The 18,242-nt window shown below is 66.8% G+C and carries 19 protein-coding genes; 12 read left to right on the forward strand and 7 right to left on the reverse strand.

Annotated elements, in window-relative coordinates:
* Positions 1–295: 295 nt before the first annotated feature.
* Positions 296–997: an IclR family transcriptional regulator gene (locus JOF56_RS20100; protein ID WP_209640386.1), complete on the reverse strand. Its 702-nt coding sequence runs from the start codon at positions 995–997 to the stop codon at positions 296–298.
* Positions 998–1,078: 81 nt separating this feature from the next.
* Here JOF56_RS20100 and leuC point away from each other — a divergent pair, with 81 nt between their 5' ends.
* The 3 genes from leuC (at position 1,079) to JOF56_RS20115 (ending at position 3,825) form a co-directional block, all read left to right on the forward strand.
* Entirely contained in the window at positions 1,079–2,482 is a 1,404-nt protein-coding gene (gene leuC, locus JOF56_RS20105) for a 3-isopropylmalate dehydratase large subunit (protein WP_209640401.1), read from the forward strand.
* Between the two features lie 14 nt (positions 2,483–2,496).
* Positions 2,497–3,090, forward strand: coding sequence for a 3-isopropylmalate dehydratase small subunit (gene leuD / locus JOF56_RS20110; protein WP_209640404.1), 594 nt, complete (start codon positions 2,497–2,499; stop codon positions 3,088–3,090).
* 165 nt (positions 3,091–3,255) lie between these two features.
* Entirely contained in the window at positions 3,256–3,825 is a 570-nt protein-coding gene (locus JOF56_RS20115; RefSeq protein ID WP_504739854.1) for an HU family DNA-binding protein, read from the forward strand.
* A gap of 132 nt (positions 3,826–3,957) precedes the next feature.
* Here the strand turns inward: JOF56_RS20115 and JOF56_RS20120 are convergent, their stop codons facing one another.
* The 3 genes from JOF56_RS20120 to cofC are packed head-to-tail and all read right to left on the reverse strand — an operon-like array spanning position 3,958 to position 7,723.
* A complete protein-coding gene (locus JOF56_RS20120; protein WP_307855170.1) occupies positions 3,958–4,842 on the reverse strand; it encodes an NUDIX hydrolase in 885 nt (294 codons plus the stop codon).
* Positions 4,843–4,849: 7 nt separating this feature from the next.
* A complete protein-coding gene (locus JOF56_RS20125) occupies positions 4,850–7,036 on the reverse strand; it encodes an RNA degradosome polyphosphate kinase (protein WP_209640410.1) in 2,187 nt (728 codons plus the stop codon).
* A 48-nt stretch (positions 7,037–7,084) separates the two neighbouring features.
* On the reverse strand, positions 7,085–7,723 hold the full coding sequence (gene cofC, locus JOF56_RS20130) for a 2-phospho-L-lactate guanylyltransferase (protein ID WP_209640413.1): 639 nt from the start codon (positions 7,721–7,723) through the stop codon (positions 7,085–7,087).
* Positions 7,724–7,812: 89 nt separating this feature from the next.
* On the opposite strand from cofC, the gene JOF56_RS20135 reads away from it, so the two are divergent.
* From JOF56_RS20135 to JOF56_RS20150, 4 genes are all read left to right on the forward strand, one after another.
* Complete coding sequence (locus JOF56_RS20135; protein WP_209640416.1) at positions 7,813–8,523, forward strand: lysophospholipid acyltransferase family protein; 711 nt, start codon at positions 7,813–7,815, stop codon at positions 8,521–8,523.
* Between the two features lies 1 nt (position 8,524).
* Complete coding sequence (locus tag JOF56_RS20140) at positions 8,525–9,526, forward strand: NAD(P)H-dependent glycerol-3-phosphate dehydrogenase (RefSeq protein ID WP_209640419.1); 1,002 nt, start codon at positions 8,525–8,527, stop codon at positions 9,524–9,526.
* Positions 9,523–10,587: a cystathionine gamma-lyase gene (locus tag JOF56_RS20145; RefSeq protein ID WP_209640421.1), complete on the forward strand. Its 1,065-nt coding sequence runs from the start codon at positions 9,523–9,525 to the stop codon at positions 10,585–10,587. The genes JOF56_RS20140 and JOF56_RS20145 overlap by 4 nt, the downstream gene beginning before the upstream one ends.
* Positions 10,588–11,224: 637 nt before the next feature.
* The gene (locus tag JOF56_RS20150) at positions 11,225–11,650 is read left to right on the forward strand and encodes a cysteine dioxygenase (protein WP_209640424.1); all 426 of its coding nucleotides are present in this window, start codon (positions 11,225–11,227) and stop codon (positions 11,648–11,650) included.
* Here the strand turns inward: JOF56_RS20150 and JOF56_RS20155 are convergent.
* Positions 11,622–12,290: a pyridoxamine 5'-phosphate oxidase family protein gene (locus JOF56_RS20155; protein ID WP_209640426.1), complete on the reverse strand. Its 669-nt coding sequence runs from the start codon at positions 12,288–12,290 to the stop codon at positions 11,622–11,624. The two genes, JOF56_RS20150 and JOF56_RS20155, sit on opposite strands and share 29 nt — an antisense overlap.
* Before the next feature lie 70 nt (positions 12,291–12,360).
* Between JOF56_RS20155 and pdxR the strand changes: the two genes are divergently transcribed.
* Together pdxR and JOF56_RS20165 are read left to right on the forward strand one after the other, a co-directional pair.
* Positions 12,361–13,755, forward strand: a complete 1,395-nt coding sequence (gene pdxR, locus JOF56_RS20160; protein ID WP_372448051.1) for a MocR-like pyridoxine biosynthesis transcription factor PdxR — start codon at positions 12,361–12,363, stop codon at positions 13,753–13,755.
* Between the two features lie 11 nt (positions 13,756–13,766).
* Positions 13,767–14,828: a D-alanine--D-alanine ligase family protein gene (locus tag JOF56_RS20165; protein WP_209640427.1), complete on the forward strand. Its 1,062-nt coding sequence runs from the start codon at positions 13,767–13,769 to the stop codon at positions 14,826–14,828.
* On the opposite strand, the gene JOF56_RS20170 is transcribed toward JOF56_RS20165, so the two are convergent.
* A complete protein-coding gene (locus JOF56_RS20170; protein WP_307855171.1) occupies positions 14,825–15,355 on the reverse strand; it encodes a DUF3515 domain-containing protein in 531 nt (176 codons plus the stop codon). The genes JOF56_RS20165 and JOF56_RS20170 overlap by 4 nt on opposite strands.
* 19 nt (positions 15,356–15,374) lie before the next feature.
* Positions 15,375–15,608, reverse strand: a complete 234-nt coding sequence (locus JOF56_RS20175) for an Lrp/AsnC ligand binding domain-containing protein (RefSeq protein ID WP_209648355.1) — start codon at positions 15,606–15,608, stop codon at positions 15,375–15,377.
* 111 nt (positions 15,609–15,719) lie between these two features.
* Here JOF56_RS20175 and JOF56_RS20180 point away from each other — a divergent pair, with 111 nt between their 5' ends.
* From JOF56_RS20180 to JOF56_RS20190, 3 genes are read left to right on the forward strand one after another with little or no spacing between them, the layout of a single operon-like run.
* Complete coding sequence (locus JOF56_RS20180) at positions 15,720–16,685, forward strand: thiamine-phosphate kinase (RefSeq protein WP_209640433.1); 966 nt, start codon at positions 15,720–15,722, stop codon at positions 16,683–16,685.
* A gap of 22 nt (positions 16,686–16,707) precedes the next feature.
* Entirely contained in the window at positions 16,708–17,229 is a 522-nt protein-coding gene (locus tag JOF56_RS20185) for a gamma carbonic anhydrase family protein (protein WP_209640436.1), read from the forward strand.
* Positions 17,230–17,262: 33 nt separating this feature from the next.
* Entirely contained in the window at positions 17,263–17,937 is a 675-nt protein-coding gene (locus tag JOF56_RS20190) for a uracil-DNA glycosylase (protein ID WP_209640439.1), read from the forward strand.
* Positions 17,938–18,242 lie beyond the last annotated feature (305 nt).

The raw sequence follows: 18,242 nt of genomic DNA on the forward strand, positions 1-18,242 counted from the left end.
CCGCCTTTCAGCGACATGCATTGACACTGGATGGCGCCGGCGGTCGGAAGCGTGCGGTGCCCTGGGCTTGTGTGGTTACCCTGGGCAGGCCGATCGAGGGTGGGGGCGCGAACCGCTCTTCCGTCCTCATCTGAGGGAGGTTTGCCTGCCCGGCAGGGCATATCTCTCAACAGATGAGGAGCCGCAATCACAGCAGCGGGGTAGATGCCTTCTCAGGTGGAGTGTCGCGATCGCGGTGATGTCCGAAGTGGATGTCCAATGGAGACACCCCCGGGTGGGGGCCCGGGGGTGGGGGTCAGAGTCGGTTGTGGAGGGCGTCGGCGGCGGCGAGGAGGTCGGCTGCCCAGCGGGAGCCTGGTCTGCGGCCCATTCGGTCGATGGGGCCGGAAACCGACACAGCAGCCACAACGTTCCCTTGTCCATCACGCACCGGTGCCGACACACTGGCCACTCCTGGCTCACGTTCCGCAACGGATTGTGCCCAGCCCCGGCGGCGGACCTCAAGCAGGGCACGCTCTCCGAAGACCGCGTCGTTCAGCAGTGCTCGCTGGGTGCCGGGATCTGCCCAAGCGGCAAGGACCTTCGCACCGGAGCCCGCGGTCATCGGGAGACGGGCTCCCACTGGCACTGTGTCGCGTAGACCGCTTGGGGGTTCGGCGGCGCAGACGCAGATTCTGTGCATCCCGTCACGGCGGTAGAGCTGCACGCTTTCGCCGGTGATGTCCCGCAGTCTTGGCAGGACTGCGTTCGCGGCGTCCAGCAGTGGGTCGGTCGCGCCGCCCGCCAGTTCCGAGAGGGCCGCGCCTGGGCGCCACCTGCCGTCAGAACCTCGGCGTAGCAACCGATGTACTTCCAGGCCGACGGCGAGCCGGTGCGCGGTCGCCCGCGGCAGACCGGTTTTCGTGCAAAGTTCCGCCAGGCCACAGGGTTCCTTGGCAACGGCCTGCAACACGGCCATTGCTTTGTCCAGTACCCCGATTCCGCTATGCTGTCCCACACACCGATACTAACTTCCCGATATCTGAGATGTCCAGTATGCGGGAACCACCACATTTCCAAGCAATCAGTTGGAGGAGCGATGGGCCACACGCTCGCTGAGAAAGTGTGGAACTCACACGTAGTACGTCGAGGCGACGGCGACGAGCCGGATCTCCTCTACATCGATCTGCACCTCGTGCACGAAGTGACCAGCCCGCAGGCGTTCGACGGCCTGCGTCAGGCCGGCCGCCCGGTTCGCCGCACCGATCTCACTGTGGCGACCGAGGATCACAATGTGCCGACGGTCGACATCCAGCTGCCGATCGCCGATCCGGTCTCCCGTACCCAGGTCGAGACTCTTCGCCGCAACTGCGCCGAGTTCGGCGTCCCGCTGTATCAGATGGGCCACGACGAGCAGGGCATCGTGCATGTCATCGGCCCGCAGCTCGGTCTGACCCAGCCGGGAATGACCGTGGTCTGCGGCGACAGCCACACATCCACGCACGGCGCGTTCGGCGCGATGGCGTTCGGCATCGGCACGTCCGAGGTCGAGCACGTGCTGGCCACCCAGACGCTTCCGTTGCGGCCGTTCAAGACGATGGCGATCAACGTCTCGGGCTCGCTGCGCCCCGGCGTGACGGCCAAGGACATCATCCTCGCCGTCATCGCCAAGATCGGTACCGGCGGCGGCCAGGGTTACGTCCTGGAGTACCGCGGCAGTGCCATCGAGGAGCTGTCGATGGAAGCCCGGATGACCGTGTGCAACATGTCCATCGAGGCCGGCGCCCGCGCCGGGCTCATCGCGCCGGACGAAACCACGTTCGCGTATCTGAAGGGCCGCGAGCACGCCCCTCAGGGCGAGCAGTGGGATGAGGCTGTGGCCGCTTGGAAGCAGCTGCGCACCGATGATGACGCTGTCTTCGATCACGAGGTCCACCTCGACGCCGACGAGCTCACCCCCTTCGTGACGTGGGGCACGAACCCCGGTCAGGGCCTGCCCTTGTCCGAAAACGTTCCTGACCCGGAGCAGATCGCCGACGAGAACGAGCGCACCGCTGCCGAGAAGGCCCTGTCCTACATGGACCTCAAGCCGGGCACGCCGCTGCGGGACATCCCGGTCGACACCGTCTTCCTCGGTTCCTGCACCAACGGCCGGATCGAGGACCTGCGGGCCGCCGCGGACGTGCTGCGCGGGCACAAGGTCGCAACCGGAGTACGGATGCTGGTCGTCCCCGGTTCAATGCGGGTCCGTCAGGCCGCCGAGTCCGAGGGTCTGCACGAGGTTTTCCTCACCGCCGGGGCCGAGTGGCGTTCCGCCGGATGCTCCATGTGCCTTGGCATGAACCCCGACCAGCTCAAGCCGGGCGAGCGCAGCGCATCGACATCCAACCGCAACTTTGAGGGCAGGCAGGGCAAGGGCGGCCGCACGCACCTGGTTTCTCCGCTGGTAGCGGCTGCCACAGCCGTTCGCGGCACCCTCTCCTCCCCCGAAGACCTGGACTGAAGGAAGAGCACGTCATGGAGCCGTTCACTACTCACACCGGGGTCGGAGTACCCCTGCGCCGGTCCAACGTGGACACGGACCAGATCATCCCGGCGGTCTACCTGAAGCGGGTCAGCAAGACGGGGTTCGAGGACGGCCTGTTCGCCGCCTGGCGGCAGGACGAGCAGTTCGTGCTCAACGTCGAGCCGTACTCCCGGGGCAGCGTGCTGGTGGCCGGACCGGACTTCGGGACCGGCTCGTCGCGGGAGCACGCCGTCTGGGCGCTGTCCAACTACGGGTTCCGGGCGGTCATCTCCTCCCGGTTCGCCGACATCTTCCGCGGCAACGCGGGCAAACAGGGTCTGCTGGCGGCACAGTGCGAACAGCACGACATCGAGCAGCTGTGGAAGCTCCTGGAGGCCGAGCCGGGTACGGAAGTGACCGTCGACCTGCGAGAAAGGCTTGTCACAGCGAAGGAGTTCACGGCCGGGTTCACCATCGACGACTACACCCGTTGGCGCCTCTTGGAAGGGCTGGACGACATCGCGCTGACACTTCGACACGCCGGAGCCATCGATTCGTTCGAAGCTTCGCGCCCGGCCTTCAAGCCCGTCACAACCCTTGCCTGACGGGCTGATTCCGGGGCCAAATGTCACCCCGATGGGCGGATCACAAACCTCTTAAGGAAAAATATGGCGTGGCGCGTGGTGGTCGCGCGCTTTTCGGCATATGGTGGCGAGAAGTCGGCCGCAAAAGGCCGTAACCGTCATGTGGTCATAGTGGAGGACAGAAGGGTGAACAAGGCCCAGCTCATCGAGGCGCTCACGGAACGCCTGGGCGACAAGAAGACCGCAGGCGCTGCGGTCGACGGTCTCGTCGACGTGATCGTTCGGACGGTCAACAAGGGCGAGAAGGTCAACATCACCGGCTTCGGTGTTTTCGAGAAGCGCGCCCGCGCAGCTCGTACCGCGCGTAACCCGCGCACCGGTGAGACCGTGAAGGTCAAGAAGACCAACGTGCCCGCATTCCGCCCCGGCACGGGCTTCAAAGAGGTTGTGAGCGGCGCGAAGAAGCTGCCGAAGGTGGCTGCCGCCAAGTCGGCGACCACCCGCAGCACCGGCACCACCACGCGTGCCGCTGCCGCTCGCACCACGGCTTCGACGGCGCGTAAGAGCACCGCCGCGGCGAAGACGACCGCCGCCAAGCCGGCAGCCAAGACTGCTGCCAAGACGGCCGCCGCGAAGCCCGCAGCAGCAAAGACGACGACGACTCGTCGCGCCGCTGCGAAGCCCGCCGCCAAGGCTGCCACGGCCAAGAAGACCTCGGCCGCGGCCGCCAAGAAGCCGGCGACCCGCAAGAAGTAAGCAGTAGCTCAAAAGCCGTGAGGGCCACCCGGGGACGCCTGGGTGGCCCTCACGGCTTTGTCGTGTATATGTTTGGGCGGCGGGGCGGCTCTGACGCCGCAGCAGGGCATTCAGCAGCCCTTTCGCGGCACGTCAGGGCTTGGGCAGCGGGCTCGGGTAGTAGTCCGCGGCGACCAGCTCAGGTCCAGGGTGGACGAACGACAGCACCCACAGGCTGCCCTTCTTCGCGCGGACTTCGGGCAGGTCAAGGCCTGATTGCTTGGCCAGCGCGCAGATCAGGCCGGGGATCACCCCGCCCTGGCTGCAGATCACCGGCGTTCCCTCGGCGGCCACCAGCTCCAGCAGCCTGCGCCGGCCCGCCTCCGGGTCGCCCGAATAGTCCAGCTCGCCCAGCAAAGGCTCCTCGGCGACCGTCCTACCCAGATCCCCGGCGAGGCCTGCAATCGTCTGCACGCAGCGCTCAGGCGGCGCGGAATGCATACGTTCGGCACCGAACAGTGGCAACAAATCCCGCAGTGCGTCGGCCTGCCGCTTCCCGGCCGCCGACAGCGGGCGCAGCGAATCCGGGCCGTGCCAGTCTTCCCGTTTACCCGCCTTCGCATGCCGGACGAGCAGCACAGATCTGGTTTCGGCCGGCAGCCGGGTGAACTCGGCCAGCACCGCCACATCCTGTGGATAAGTCAGGATTGCGGCCGCCTGTGCCGGCGGCAGCCAACGCAGTTCGTCGACTTCGTCGTTGGGTTCGAAGTGTCCGCCGATCGCCCGTGCTGCGAAGTAGTCGACTTGTTTGGCCGCCTCGCCCACGCAATAGCGAACAGTGTTCAGGTGCCTACCGAGAACAACGTCGAAGCCGGTCTCCTCGGCCACTTCCCGGACCGCCGCCTGTGGCACCGTTTCGCCACGATCGAGTTTTCCTTTCGGCAGGGACCAGTCGTCATAGCGGGGACGGTGCGCCACTGCGACCGTCCCGTCCCGCCAAACGACTGCGCCCGCCGCCGCGATAGAGCTTTGCGCCACGATCTCTTTAACCCTGTGCCCCGTGCAGTGCGATCATTTCCCGTTGGTGGTCGCGGACCTGCTCGTGTTCGGTCGGCGACGGTTCCCATTCGCCGCCGGACTGTAGTACCCAGCACCGGGTGGCCGGGTCCAGAGCGGAGTCGAACATCGCGTCCAACTGCTTGACCAGGCGCGGGTTACGTACCGGGACCTGCACTTCCACGCGCCGGTCGAGGTTGCGGTGCATCATGTCCGCGCTGCCGATCCAGAACTCGCCCGACCCGGCGAAGTGGAACACCCGGGAGTGTTCCAGGAACCGGCCGAGGATCGAGCGGACCGAGATGTTCTCGCTCAAGCCGGGGATCCCTGGCTTGAGCGCGCAGATTCCCCGCACCACCACATCAACCCGGACACCGGCCTGCGACGCCCGGTACAACGCGTCGATGACCTGCTCGTCCACCAACGAATTGGCCTTGAACCGGATGCCCGCCGGACGGCCCGCGCGGGCGTGTTCGATCTCCTGTTCGATTCGGTCCACGATGCCGCGGCGGATTCCGTGTGGTGCCACCAGAAGGCTTCGATAGGTGTCCTGACGTGCGTATCCGGTCAGGACGTTGAACAGGTCGGTGAGGTCCGCGCCGATCGACGGTTCGGCTGTGAGCAGGCCGATGTCCTCGTACAGCCGCGCTGTCTTGGGGTTGTAGTTGCCCGTTCCGATGTGGCAGTAGCGGCGGATCGTGGAACCCTCCTGGCGCACCACGAGCGAGGTCTTGCAGTGCGTCTTGAGCCCCACCAGGCCGTAGACCACGTGCACGCCGGCCTTCTCCAGAGCCCTGGCCCACTTGATGTTCGCCTGCTCGTCGAACCGGGCCTTGATCTCCACCAGGGCCACGACCTGCTTACCCGCTTCAGCCGCGTCGATGAGGGCGTCCACAATGGGCGAATCACCCGATGTTCGGTACAGCGTCTGTTTGATCGCCAGGACGTGCGGGTCGCTCGCCGCCTGCTCGATGAAACGTTGCACACTTGTGGAGAACGAGTCGTACGGGTGGTGGACGAGCACATCGCCTTCCCGCAGCGTTGCGAAGACGCTCTTGGGCGTCTCGTGCTCGGCGAATGCCGGGTGCGTCGCGGGCACGAACGGCGCGTCCTTGAGGTCCTTGCGGTCAACGGCATGCAGCTGCCAGAGGCACGAGAGATCCAGCAGGCCGTTGATGACGACCACGTCGTTGGGGGCGACTTCCAGCTCACGCAGCAGCAGTTCCTGCATGTGCTCACTCATGTCGCTGGCGATCTCCAGCCGCACCGGCGGGCCGAAGCGGCGCTGCGCGAGCTCGCGTTCCAGCGCCAGCAACAGGTCCTCGTCGCGGTCCTCCTCGACCTCCAGGTCCGCGTTGCGGGTCACCCGGAACTCGTGCACCTCGGTGACTTCCATTCCGGTGAACAGTTCACCGAGATGGGCCGCGATCAGGTCCTCCAATGGCAGGAAGGTGGCACTCCATTCGTCCCCATTGGACTCGACATTCAGCAGCCTGGGAACGTTGTCGGGCACTTTGACCCTGGCGAACCGCTCGGTGCCGGCATCCGGGTCCCGCACGGTCACCGCGAGGTTCATCGACAGCCCGGAGATATAGGGGAACGGGTGCGCCGGGTCCACCGCGAGTGGCGTGAGCACCGGGAAGACCTGGTCGGTGAAGTAGTTGTGCAGCCGCTTCTTGTCGTCCTCGGCCAGCTCGTTCCAGCGCACGATCCGGATCCCGCGCTCGGCCAGCTCACGCCGGATGCGCTGCTCGAAGGCCGCGGCGTGCTGCTCGACGAGTTCCTGGTTGCGCTTGGCGATGTACGCCAGCTGCTCGCGCGGGGTCAGGCCGTCCGCGCTGCGCACCGAAAGGCCGGTCTCCCGGCGGCGTTTGAGCCCGGCGACCCGCACCATGTAGAACTCGTCGAGGTTCGAGGCGAAGATGGCCAGGAACTTGGCCCGCTCCAGCAGGGGCTGGGACTCGTCCTCGGCCAGTGCCAGGACGCGGGCGTTGAAGTCCAACCAGGACAGTTCCCGGTTGAAGTACCGGTCGTCGGGCAGGCTGTCGGCGGCCACCGCAGCGCTCGTGGCCGCAGGGGGTGCCGAGGGGACGCTCCGTTCGGGCTTGCTCGCGGCGGGCGGTGGCGATGGGGCCGGTGGGTTCAGGTCGCTGCTGTCGGTACTCACAGCAGGCATTGTCCAGCACTTTTCGTCAAGATGCGCATCTGCGGGCGGACAACGTGGTTAACACTCGATCGGCCCACAGGCCACTGCGCAAAGTAGCGCCGAAGTCTGCTGGCCGAGACCCAGATCACGGGCAACCGCGAGATCATCCACCGTGTCCACGTCACACCGCAACGAAGGCCAACTGTCTGTCAGCGGCAACGCTCCGGAGGCCGCGTGCGCCTGCGCCGAGCCCGCGCCGAATCGTGGATCCAAAGGCGCGCCGGGAGCCGACAGCAGCAGAGTCGTGCCGGTGGTCTGCCGATCGGCGCAGAACGCCCGCCTGCCATCGGCGGTTTTGATCGCCGCCGCCAGCTCATGCGGCCGCAACGCGGGCAGATCCGCCTGAAGCGCACCGATTTGACCGGTTGGATCCGACTCGCGCAGAATCGCCGCCCCGTGCCGCAGCGCTTGGTTGAGACCACGTGCCGGGCCTTCGGGCACACACTCGAAGCCTTCGGCCGCAAGAACGCTCGCGACCGTGGGATCCGAGCTCACGACCAGGACACGCCGCACGCCGTCGGTCTGGATCGCCGCGGTGACTGTGTCCAAAAGCACGGCCAGCACCAAACGGGTGTGCTCGCCCGGCTGGACAGCGCCACGCAGCCGCGACTTGGCGTCGGGCAGCGCCTTCACCGGGACGACGAGATCTGTCTGCACCGTCTAATAGTGCCTGAAAACCCGGTTGCCCAGCGCGGGAGTGGCGGAGTCCTAGACTCAGGCCGTTCATCTGTGCGTTAGGAGGAGCCTTGGCGCGTCGTGAGAAGGACGGGTTCTGGGTGAAGACCGCCGCGGCGGTGTTCTACCCGATCACCTGGTTGGGCAAGCGGGTGACACGGGGTGCCGAGCGGATTCCCCGCCAGGGCGGTGCGATCTTGGTTCTCAACCACATCTCGCACCTCGATCCGGTGGTCGACGCCGTGTTCGTGCACCGCAACAAGCGGGTGCCGCGGTTTCTGGCCAAGGACAGCCTGTTCCGCATCCCGGTGGCCGGCAAGATCATCGGCGGGGCCGGCACGATCCCGGTCTACCGCGGCACGAGCAATGCCGCCGACAGCCTGCGCGCGGCCAACGAGGCGCTGGCGGAAGGCAAGATCGTGGTGATCTATCCGGAAGGCACGATCACCAAGGACCCGGATGCCTGGCCGATGCGGCCGTTCCCCGGTGTGGCCCGGCTCGCGCTGGCCAACGACGTGCCGGTGCTGCCGATCGCGCGCTGGGGCACCAACCACATTCTCAACGGGTACACCAAGACCTTCCGGCCGTTCCCCCGCAAGACAATCACGACGTACGTCGGCGAACCGGTCGATCTCTCCCAGTTCCGTGGCGAGGATCCGCCGACCAACACGACCCTGATGCGGGTCACCGACGTGATCATGAACGAGGTCAAGACACTGCTCGCGGAGATCCGTGCCGAGCAGGCACCGGCGGGCTTCTTCAACCCGAAGAAGGCCTCCTGACATGGAACTGAGGCGGATCGCGGTACTGGGCGCGGGTTCGTGGGGCACGACCTACGCGAAAGTGATGGCCGACGCGGGCCGGGACGTCGTGCTGTGGTCGCGCCGCCCGGATGTGGCCGAGGCCGTGGCACAGCGCCACGAGAACCCGGAGTACCTGCCGGGCGTGCGGCTGCCGGGCAACCTCACGTCCACATCGGACCCGCAGGAGGCACTGAAGGGCGCCGAGGCAGTCATCTTGGCAGTGCCTAGCCAGAGTCTGCGGGCCAACCTGTCGCAGTGGCGGCTACCGGCCGGTGCGACCCTGGTCAGCCTGGCCAAGGGCGTGGAATTGGGAACTCTCAAGCGGATGAGCGAGGTCGTCGCGGAAGTCGCGGGCGTGCCGTCGAATCATGTCGCTGTGGTTTCCGGGCCGAACCTGGCCATGGAGATCGCCAACGAGCAGCCGACCGCGACCGTGATCGCCTGCGAGGACCACGATCGTGCGGTCGCACTGCAACACGCGAGCACAACCGGCTACTTCCGGCCGTACACGAACACGGACGTGGTCGGCTGCGAACTCGGCGGCGCGTGCAAGAACGTGATCGCACTGTCCTGCGGGATGGCGTCCGGGCTTGGCTTCGGCAGCAACACGTTGGCGACCCTGATCACCAGGGGACTGGCCGAGACCGCGCGGCTGGGCATGGCGCTCGGGGCCGACCCGATGACCTTCGCCGGCCTTGCCGGGCTGGGAGATCTGGTCGCGACGTGCTCGTCGCCGTTGTCGCGCAACCGGACCTTCGGCGAGCGCCTGGGCAGCGGTCAGTCGCTGGCCGAAGCCCAGAAGGCGACCCACGGACAGGTGGCCGAAGGCGTGAAATCGTGTTCGTCCATCCGGGCGCTGGCCGTGCGGCACGGAGTGGACATGCCGATCACCGAAGTGGTGCACCGCGTCTGCCACGACGGCCTGGACCCGCGTGAAGCGGGCGCGGAACTGATCGGCCGCAAGGTCAGGCCGGAACGGTGACCGCACTGGGAGACGGCACTCGGTGCGTGCACGGCGGGATGGCCGATCCCGTGCCCGGGACCCCATTGCTCGCCTCGCCCGTGTTCGCCACGGCCTACCACCTCGGACATCCGTCCTATGGGTACGGCCGTGCCGACAACCCGACCTGGCGTGCCCTGGAATCCGCGATAGGAGACCTCGACGGCGGCGAATGCGTGGTTTTCTCCTCCGGGATGGCCGCGATCTCGGCCGTACTGGAGCTGTGCACAGGCAAACTCGTGTTGCCTTCGGACGGTTACTACCTGACCCGGACCCTGGCGCAATCGTTCGACGCGGTGGCAGTGCCGACAGCCGGACCGTGGCCCTCGTTCGCCGGCGCGGGCCTGGTTCTCCTGGAAACCCCCTCGAACCCAGGCCTGGACGTGTGCGATATCACCGCATTGGCCTCAGCGGCCCACGCCGAAGGCGCCCTTTTGGCTGTGGACAACACGACCGCGACCCCGCTCGGCCAACGCCCCCTCGAACTGGGCGCGGACATAGTGGTCTCCAGCGACACAAAAGCCCTGTCCGGCCACAGCGACATCCTGCTGGGACACGTGACATGCGCGTCCGCGGATCTGGCTGCCCGCATCCGTCAGCACCGAACAGTCCACGGAAGCATCCCGGGCCCCTTCGAAACCTGGCTCGCACACCGTGGTCTCGGCACGCTGGACCTCCGCCTGGCCAGGCAAGCCACCAACGCCGCAGCGCTTTATTCGGCATTGCAGGACCATCCGCTGGTCTCGGGCCTCCGATGGCCTGGGGCCCCGGCAGATCCGGCCTACCCGGTGGCGTCCCGCCAGATGCGCAGGTTCGGCGGCGTACTCACATTCACGCTGCCATCCATAGAAGTAGTCGACCGTTTCCTGGCCGCCAGCAAACTGGTGACCGCCGCAACAAGTTTCGGCGGCCTGCACACGACCGCCGACCGCCGCGCCCAATGGGGCGACCCAGTCCCCCCAGGCCTGGTCCGCCTCTCAGCCGGCTGCGAGGACACCGACGACCTGCTCACAGACATCCAGGCAGCCCTGAACACCACCTGACCGCATCGCTGCGCGTGAGGTTTCTGCTTTGCGGTGCACCGCCTCTGATGTCCCACTGGCCGCACCTCAACGACAGGGGCAAGTTGCCGCATGGCCATCGATGCCGGACCCGCACGGCAAAAACCGACATCGATGGCTCCCCCGTTAAGCCAAAGTAGCGGCGGGGTCTGACATCCGGGCGGGACCTGGCACTTCGCGAGGCCAGAGCCCAGAACCAAGCCCCAGCCACCGACTTTCGACCGCCGAAGCCGCAGCGCCCCTGCCGCCGACAGGATCTTCGGCTACGCCCGCAAGACTTTCGACCGCCATGTAAGCCTTTTCCGGCCCCTCATATGGAAAAGACATCCCCCCACCCAGTCCCGGGGGCGGCCCCGCTGCCAGTCTATCGGGGGTGGGGGTGCGACAGGGGGTGAGCAGGGGTGACTGTGGATGGATGGGGTGCCTGTGGACAACTGCGGTCCACTTGGTGGGCGTGATTTGACGACCTTGGGTTCGGCTGCTTTCCTATTCGCATGATGCGCGCTATGGCTGACGGACGGGGTCACATCGACCTCGGGTTCGTCGCGAGCGCGCTGTGTCTTTCTCGGTGATCGGCCCGCTGCCCTCTCTTTCGCGCCCATTTTTCCGAGGAAGTTCCATGTTCGCCGTTCCTGAGAACACTGTTGCTCGTGCTGGTTCGCTCACCGCCAAGCATCCGTCGCGGATCGCCGCCGAGGTCGCGCTTGACCGTGATCGGTGGAAGGGCCTGCTGAGGTATGACCCGGTCGAGCGCTTCGCCGCGCTTGTCGAGCGCACTGATGACCACGAGGTCTGGTTGATGAGCTGGCTTCCTGGCCAGTCGACGGATCTGCACGACCACGGCAGCGCAACCGGGGCGTTCACGATTGTGTCCGGTGTGCTGACCGAGACTGTGATGCGCGCGGGCGTCACGCACGACTTGCGTCCCGGCCAGTCCAGGGTGTTCGCACCCAACTACGTGCACCAGGTCGTGAACAACGGGGTGGACCCGGCGGTGAGCATTCACGTGTACCGCACTACCCGCGAGATGCGTACCTATCCGTGACGTGAGCCGGGATCTCCCAGCCGGGTGCCAGGTCCGGGCTGGGTACGGGTGCCGCCCACCGTTGCGCGATCGGGAGTACGCCTGCCCAGGCGGTGTTGGCGTCGATGTCCTCGTCTTCGTCGGCCGGCGGGCCGCCCCGCATCTTCACCGAAGCCTCGGCGAGGGACATCGCGAGCACTGATGTCTTGGCCATCTCCTTCGCGTTCGGTTTGCGGGAGTGCTCCCACGAGCCGGGTGCGAGGTGCTCGGTCAGCACCTGGAGGCCGTGCATTTTCTCTGCTTCGTCAGTCACGAGACGAGCGCGGCCGTGCACGACAGCTGATCGGTAGTTCACCGAAAAGTGGAACATCGACCGCGCGTACACGACACCGTCGAGGTGGGTGACGGCGACGCAGATGTCGTTGTCGAGCGCGGCGGTCCGCAGGGTGAGGGCGCCTGACGAGCCGTGCAAATACAAGGTGTCTCCGTCGCGGCCGTATCCGGTTGGCAGCACGAGCGGGGAGCCGTCGATGACGACCGAGAGGTGGCAGATGAGTCCGGCGTCGAGGACGGCGTCGAGCGCGGCCCGGTCGGCGACGGCGCGTTCCTTTCCGCGTTTGATTGTGCTTCGCGGTGTGGGGGACAGCTGAGGTCGGGTCACGACTACCAGTGTCGGCAGCGAAGTGGCATCATCAAAGGGCCAAAAAGACCGAAAATGGAAAGGCCAATTGGTGTCCGCCGACCCGCCCGCCCCACCGGTCGCACTCGACCGCGAGTCCGAGATGCCGCTCGCGGTTCAGCTCGCCGACGCGTTGCGGTCCGCTGCCGCGGACGGACGGCTGCGCAGCGGCGACCGTCTGCCGTCGACCCGCGCGCTCGCAACGAGACTGCAGGTCAGCCGTACCGTCACCTCCGCAGCATACGAACAATTGCACGCCGAGGGATGGATCGCAGGCAAGCACGGTTCCGGCACATATATAACGACAGCCCCGCCCGGCAGCCTCCCCGAGACGCCGCCACGGCCCAAGCGCGGCACGACGGCCAGAACGCTCATCGACCTGACACCAGGTTCGCCGTGGGCAGGAGGAATTGACCGTGCCGCATGGAGACGCGCGTGGCGCGCGGCGGCAGACGCGCCCCCGCTCATGCGCCCGGAACGCGCGGGCCTGCCTGAATACCGCGAAGTTGTCGCTGAGCACCTGTTGCGGCACCGCGGATTGCGTGTCGGCGCCGAGGACGAGACGGTCCTCGCGACGGGTGGCACGTCCGCGGCTGTGTCCGAACTCGCGTCCGCGGTGCTTGGCCGTGGCACGACTGTCGCGATCGAAGAACCTGGCTACCAGCGGGCCGCCGCGGCGATGACGGCGGCAGGGCTCAATGTTGTCCAAGCGCCGGTGGATGTCGAAGGGTTCCGCGTCGACTCCGTTCCGGACGGCGTCAAAGCGGTGTACTGCTCGCCCGCGCACCAATATCCGTTGGGCGGCCGCATGCCTGCCGGACGCCGCGTGGAGCTTGTCGAGCGCGCACGTCGTGACGGCTTCCTTGTAATAGAGGACGACTATGACGGTGAGCTGCGCTACGACGTGGCGCCATTGCCATTGCTCGCCGCGCTTGCTCCGGACGTCGTGGTGCATTTGGGAACCACGAGCAAGATCCTGACCCCGACACTCGGTACTGGCTGGATGGTTGCACCGCCAGCTGTCGTGTCGGCGATCCTGGAGCTCCGGGATCGAACGGGAATTGGTCCGGCTGTTGCGGGGCAACGCGTACTGATTGAACTTGCGCGGCACGGAGATCTCGGACGGCACTTGCGGCGATTGCGCCGAGAGCTCTCCGAGCGCCGGTCGCTCGTGGTCGATGCATTGCGCGAGGCAGGGTTGGCGGTGCTCGGAGACGACGCGGGAGCGCATGTGGTGGTGCCGTTGGGTTCAGGACGTGCCGAACGGGATGTCAGGACGCGTGGCGAAGAGATCGGTGTCCGGATCGACGGGCTCACCAGGCACCACGCCGGCCGCGCCCGCTGGCATGGCATCGCGCTCGGATATGCGGCGTGTTCCCGCGAAGAGCTCCTCGGCGTGTTGCCCCAGCTCGTGGACCTGCTCAAGCAGGCAAATCACGACAGGTAGGGTCGGGCGTCATGAGCGAGCCGAAAACCCGAGTCGCCGTCGTGTTCGGCGGCCGAAGCACCGAGCACGCCATCAGCTGCGTCTCGGCAGCCAGTGTGCTCGCCAATGTGGATCCCGGGCGTTTCGAGGTCCTGCCGATCGGTATCACGCCCGAAGGCAGCTGGGTCCTCGCGCCGGGTGCGGCCACTCTGGCGATCGAGGGCAGCGCGCTGCCCAGCGTGACCGGCGGGACTGAGCTGGTCCTGGCCGCGTCCAACGTCGTGGCGCTGGACAAAGGCGAAGTTCTCGCGAACGTGGACGTGGTCCTGCCGATGCTGCACGGCGCCTACGGCGAGGACGGCACTATCCAGGGTCTGCTCGAACTGGCCGGGGTGCCCTACGTCGGTGCGGGCGTACTGGCCAGTGCGGTGTCGATGGACAAGGAGTTCACCAAGAAGCTCCTGATAGCCGAAGGCCTGCCGGTCGGGCAGTACGCCGTATTGCACCGAGACGAAGCGACCCTGCCGGAGTCCGAGCGCGAGCGTCTGGGCCTGCCGGTGTTCGTCAAACCCGCGCGCGCGGGCTCATCGCACGGCATCACCAAGGTCACCGATTGGACCGACCTTGAGGACGCGATTGCGTTCGCCCGTGCGGTCGACCCCAAGGTGATCATCGAGGCCGGTGTGGTCGCGCGTGAGGTCGAGTGCGGTGTGCTGGAGTTCCCGGACGGCCGGATCGAGGCTTCGCTGCCGGCCGAGATCCGCTCCAGCGCGGAGTGGTACGACTTCGAGACCAAGTACCTCGACGAGTCGCTGGAACTCGACATCCCCGCCAAGTTCGACGACGCCGTGATCGAGAAGATCCGAGCCTTGGCCAAGCGTGTTTTCCGGGCGGTGGACTGCGCGGGCCTGGCCCGGGTCGACTTCTTCGTCCTTGAGGACGGCGAGGTGCTGGTCAACGAGCTGAACACGATGCCAGGCTTCACGCCCAGCTCGGCGTATCCCAAGATGTGGGCAGTGACCGGAGTGGACTATCAGACCCTGGTGACCACCCTGATCGACACCGCCATCGCGAAGGGAACCGGCCTTCGCTAGGACTTGCGGGGCAGGGTTTTGCCGATCAGGGCGGAGAGGTCCTGCAGCGGGCCGGTTCCGGCTGTCGCCGGAACCGTCACCGCGACGTAGACCGTTCGATCCACGAGATACCAAGTGCTTGATTGCTCGCCGTCGATCGGCAGCCATTGCACCCCGTCGATCGCCCGGGTGTTGGCGGTCGCGGTGTATTCGGCCGGCTTGTCCAGACCACAGCGCAGCACCACCGGGTCCGAGCGCTGATCTGTCCAGGCGGCGGACGCCGGTGGGGCCGGTTCGGCGAGCTGTGCCTTCGCCAGTACCGTGGAACCCGATTGCAGTGACGCGGGCAGGTTCTTCAGCAAAGTGCCGCAGTCAGCCGAACCGGCTGCGGGCGCGGGCACCGGAACCAGCGCGACCGGGCCGGTGCGCGTGGGGGGCGGCGGCTCGGCGGTCTGCTCGCGCGAGCCGAACACGAGACTGGCGATGATCACCCCGGCGAGCAGTAGCACGGCCAGACCGGCCGCGATGAGAACCCTTGGCCTGTCCACGCCCCAACTACAGCACGGGTCAAAGATGGACCACCGGGCAGGTGAGGGTTCGAGTGATCCCGTCCACATTCTGGATCCGGGCGACCACCAGTTGGCCGAGCAGATCGACGTTGTCCGCCTCGGCCTTGACGATCACGTCATAGGGACCGGTGACGTCCTCCGCGGTGGTCACTCCCTGTATCTCGGCGATCTCTGCCGCGACCGCGGCCGCTTTGCCGACCTCGGTCTGGATCAGGATGTATGCGTGGACCACCGGTGTGCCCCCTTCGTTCTGGACAAGAATGCTCAAGGTAGGAACGTGGTCAGCAACGTACCCCAAGCGGGGAATGTTTGGTGATCCGAACATTCGGTATCGGAGGCTTTTGTGCGATCGGACACGCCGGCCGAGCCCGGCACCGTCGCCGAGTTGGGTGAGTTCTCCCTGATTCAGCGGCTCACGGGCGGGCGCGCCCAACCGCCGAGCACGCTGCTCGGACCGGGGGACGACGCCGCGGTCGTGGTGGCCTCCGACGGGCGCGTGGTGGCCAGCACCGACGTTCTCGTTGCGGGCGTGCATTTTCGGTTGGACTGGTCCACACCGGAACAGGTTGGACACAAGGCGGTGGCGGTGAATCTCGCCGATGTCGCCGCCATGGGCGCGGCACCGACGGCGGTGCTCGTCGGGCTGGCCTGCCCGCCGGAGACCACAGTGGAACTCCTCGACGGGATCACCACAGGGATGTGGAAGGAAGCGACCCGGGCCCGGGCGGGCGTGGTCGGCGGGGATGTGGTCAGCTCCGAGACTTTGGTGATCTCTGTCACTGCGTTGGGGGATATGCAAGGACGCGAGCCGGTCACGAGGTCCGGCGCGTTGGTCGGCGACGTGGTCGCGGTGTGTGGCCGTCTTGGTTGGTCCGCGGCCGGCCTTGCGGTGCTGGGGCGCGGGTTCCGCTCACCGGTGACTGTCGTCAGCGCGCATCGGGCGCCAGAGCCGCCATATGGTGCGGGTGCGCAGGCCGCGGATGCGGGCGCCACCGCGATGATCGACGTATCCGACGGCCTGTTGGCGGATCTGGCACACATCGCAGAGTCTTCCGGGGTGGCCATCGACGTACGGACCGACTTGCTGGAAGTGCACCAGCGGCTGGTCGACGTCGGCACCGCGCTCGGCGCCGACCCGCGGCACTGGGTGCTGACCGGCGGCGAGGACCACGCGCTGGCCGCGACTTTCCCGGGACCGGCGGCGGTTCCGGAAGGCTGGGTGACCATCGGCACGGTCCGGCGGGGTGGCGGCGTGACCGTGGACGGCCGTTCGTACGAGAAACCCGCTGGCTGGCAGCACTGGCGGTGAGTCTGTCCATATTGGAGGAAATGTGCCGATCTACGCGCTCGGTGACCGCGAGCCGATCATCCACCCCGATGCATACGTCCATCCGGACGCCACAGTCATCGGTGACGTGACGCTGCGCGCCTACGCCTCGGTCTGGCCGCAGGCCGTGCTGCGCGGTGACTCCGGCAGCATCCAGGTCGGTGAACGGACCAGCGTGCAGGACGGAACAATCGTGCATTGCACCGAGTTTCATCCGGCGGTGATTGGTTCCAATTGCGTGATCGGCCACAACGTGCACATCGAAGGCGCGACAGTAGCCGACAACTGTCTGATCGCGTCGGGCTCCGTACTGCTGAACGGTTCCGTCGTCGAGGAAGGCGCGGTGCTCGGTGCAGGCGGCGTGATGTCGTTCAACGGGCACATCCCAGCGCGGCGAATGGCTCTCGGCGTGCCCGCCAAGATTCGCGAGGGCTACGAGGTACCGCCGATGGCGTGGGCGATGATCGTCGACCGGTACGTCGCCAACATCAAGATCTACAAGGCGGGCCTCCGGCGCCTGGACTAGGCCCATTTTCGCGGTGCACTATCCTACGGCGGCATGGCACGTCCCTTGAACGAAGTCATGGACCCAGGCTGGGCCGCGGCCCTCGAGCCGGTCGCCGGCCGGATCGCCGAGATGGGCGAGTTCCTGCGCGCCGAGATCGCCGCGGGCAGGACATACCTGCCCGCGGGGGAGAACGTGCTGCGCGCCTTCAAGCAGCCGTTCGACGATGTCCGTGTGCTCATCGTCGGCCAGGACCCGTACCCCACCCCGGGACACGCGGTCGGCCTCTCCTTCTCTGTGGCCCCGGACGTGCGCCCGATCCCGAAAAGCCTGATCAACATCTACAAGGAGTACTGCGAGGACCTCGGTCACCCGCGGCCGGCCAACGGCGACCTGACGCCGTGGACCGAGAACGGAATCCTGTTGCTGAACAGGGCTTTGACAGTCGCGCCCGGCAAACCCAACTCCCATCAGGGCAAAGGCTGGGAAGAAGTCACCGAGCAGGCGATTCGCGCACTCGCCGCCCGCGACAAGCCGCTGGTCTCAATCCTCTGGGGCCGCAACGCCCGCAACCTCAAACCGCTGCTCGACCCGTTGCCCTGCATCGAAAGCGCGCACCCCAGCCCGATGTCGGCCCACATGGGCTTCTTCGGCTCCAAGCCCTTCAGCCGCGCCAACGAACTGCTGACCCAGCAGGGTGCCACCCCCGTCGACTGGAAACTGCCCTAGCCGCAGCCATTCAGGTGATCCCGGTGCGAACGGCCCATTCGCACCGGCTCGCCCTTCGAAAACCCCTGCTCAGAACCCATTCCCGGTAGACTGGACCAGGGACGCCCCCGGTGAGGGTGGGGGCTGTTTTCTTATGTAGGGGCGGGGTTTCGGCAAAGTTGATCACGGGGTGAGGGCGGGCACGGCTCTGGTTGGGAATGAGGGTTTCGAAGTCCCGTGATCGTGAGCGAGCCGCGGCCTGAGCGTGCTGTGGATCTGCCACTCGTGCTGTTCGCAATCCCGACCCGGCCAGCACCGACTTGGAC

The organism is Kibdelosporangium banguiense (genome assembly GCF_017876405.1).
GTDB lineage: Bacteria > Actinomycetota > Actinomycetes > Mycobacteriales > Pseudonocardiaceae > Kibdelosporangium > Kibdelosporangium banguiense.

Excerpts from the sequence above, each read along its gene's own strand:
- leuC (WP_209640401.1), top strand. The coding sequence starts at position 1,079 with ATGGGCCACACGCTCGCTGAGAAAGTGTGGAACTCACACGTAGTACGT.
- leuD (WP_209640404.1), top strand. The coding sequence starts at position 2,497 with ATGGAGCCGTTCACTACTCACACCGGGGTCGGAGTACCCCTGCGCCGG.
- JOF56_RS20125 (WP_209640410.1), bottom strand. The coding sequence starts at position 7,036 with ATGCCTGCTGTGAGTACCGACAGCAGCGACCTGAACCCACCGGCCCCA.
- JOF56_RS20140 (WP_209640419.1), top strand. The coding sequence starts at position 8,525 with ATGGAACTGAGGCGGATCGCGGTACTGGGCGCGGGTTCGTGGGGCACG.
- JOF56_RS20150 (WP_209640424.1), top strand. The coding sequence starts at position 11,225 with ATGTTCGCCGTTCCTGAGAACACTGTTGCTCGTGCTGGTTCGCTCACC.
- JOF56_RS20165 (WP_209640427.1), top strand. The coding sequence starts at position 13,767 with ATGAGCGAGCCGAAAACCCGAGTCGCCGTCGTGTTCGGCGGCCGAAGC.
- JOF56_RS20190 (WP_209640439.1), top strand. The coding sequence starts at position 17,263 with ATGGCACGTCCCTTGAACGAAGTCATGGACCCAGGCTGGGCCGCGGCC.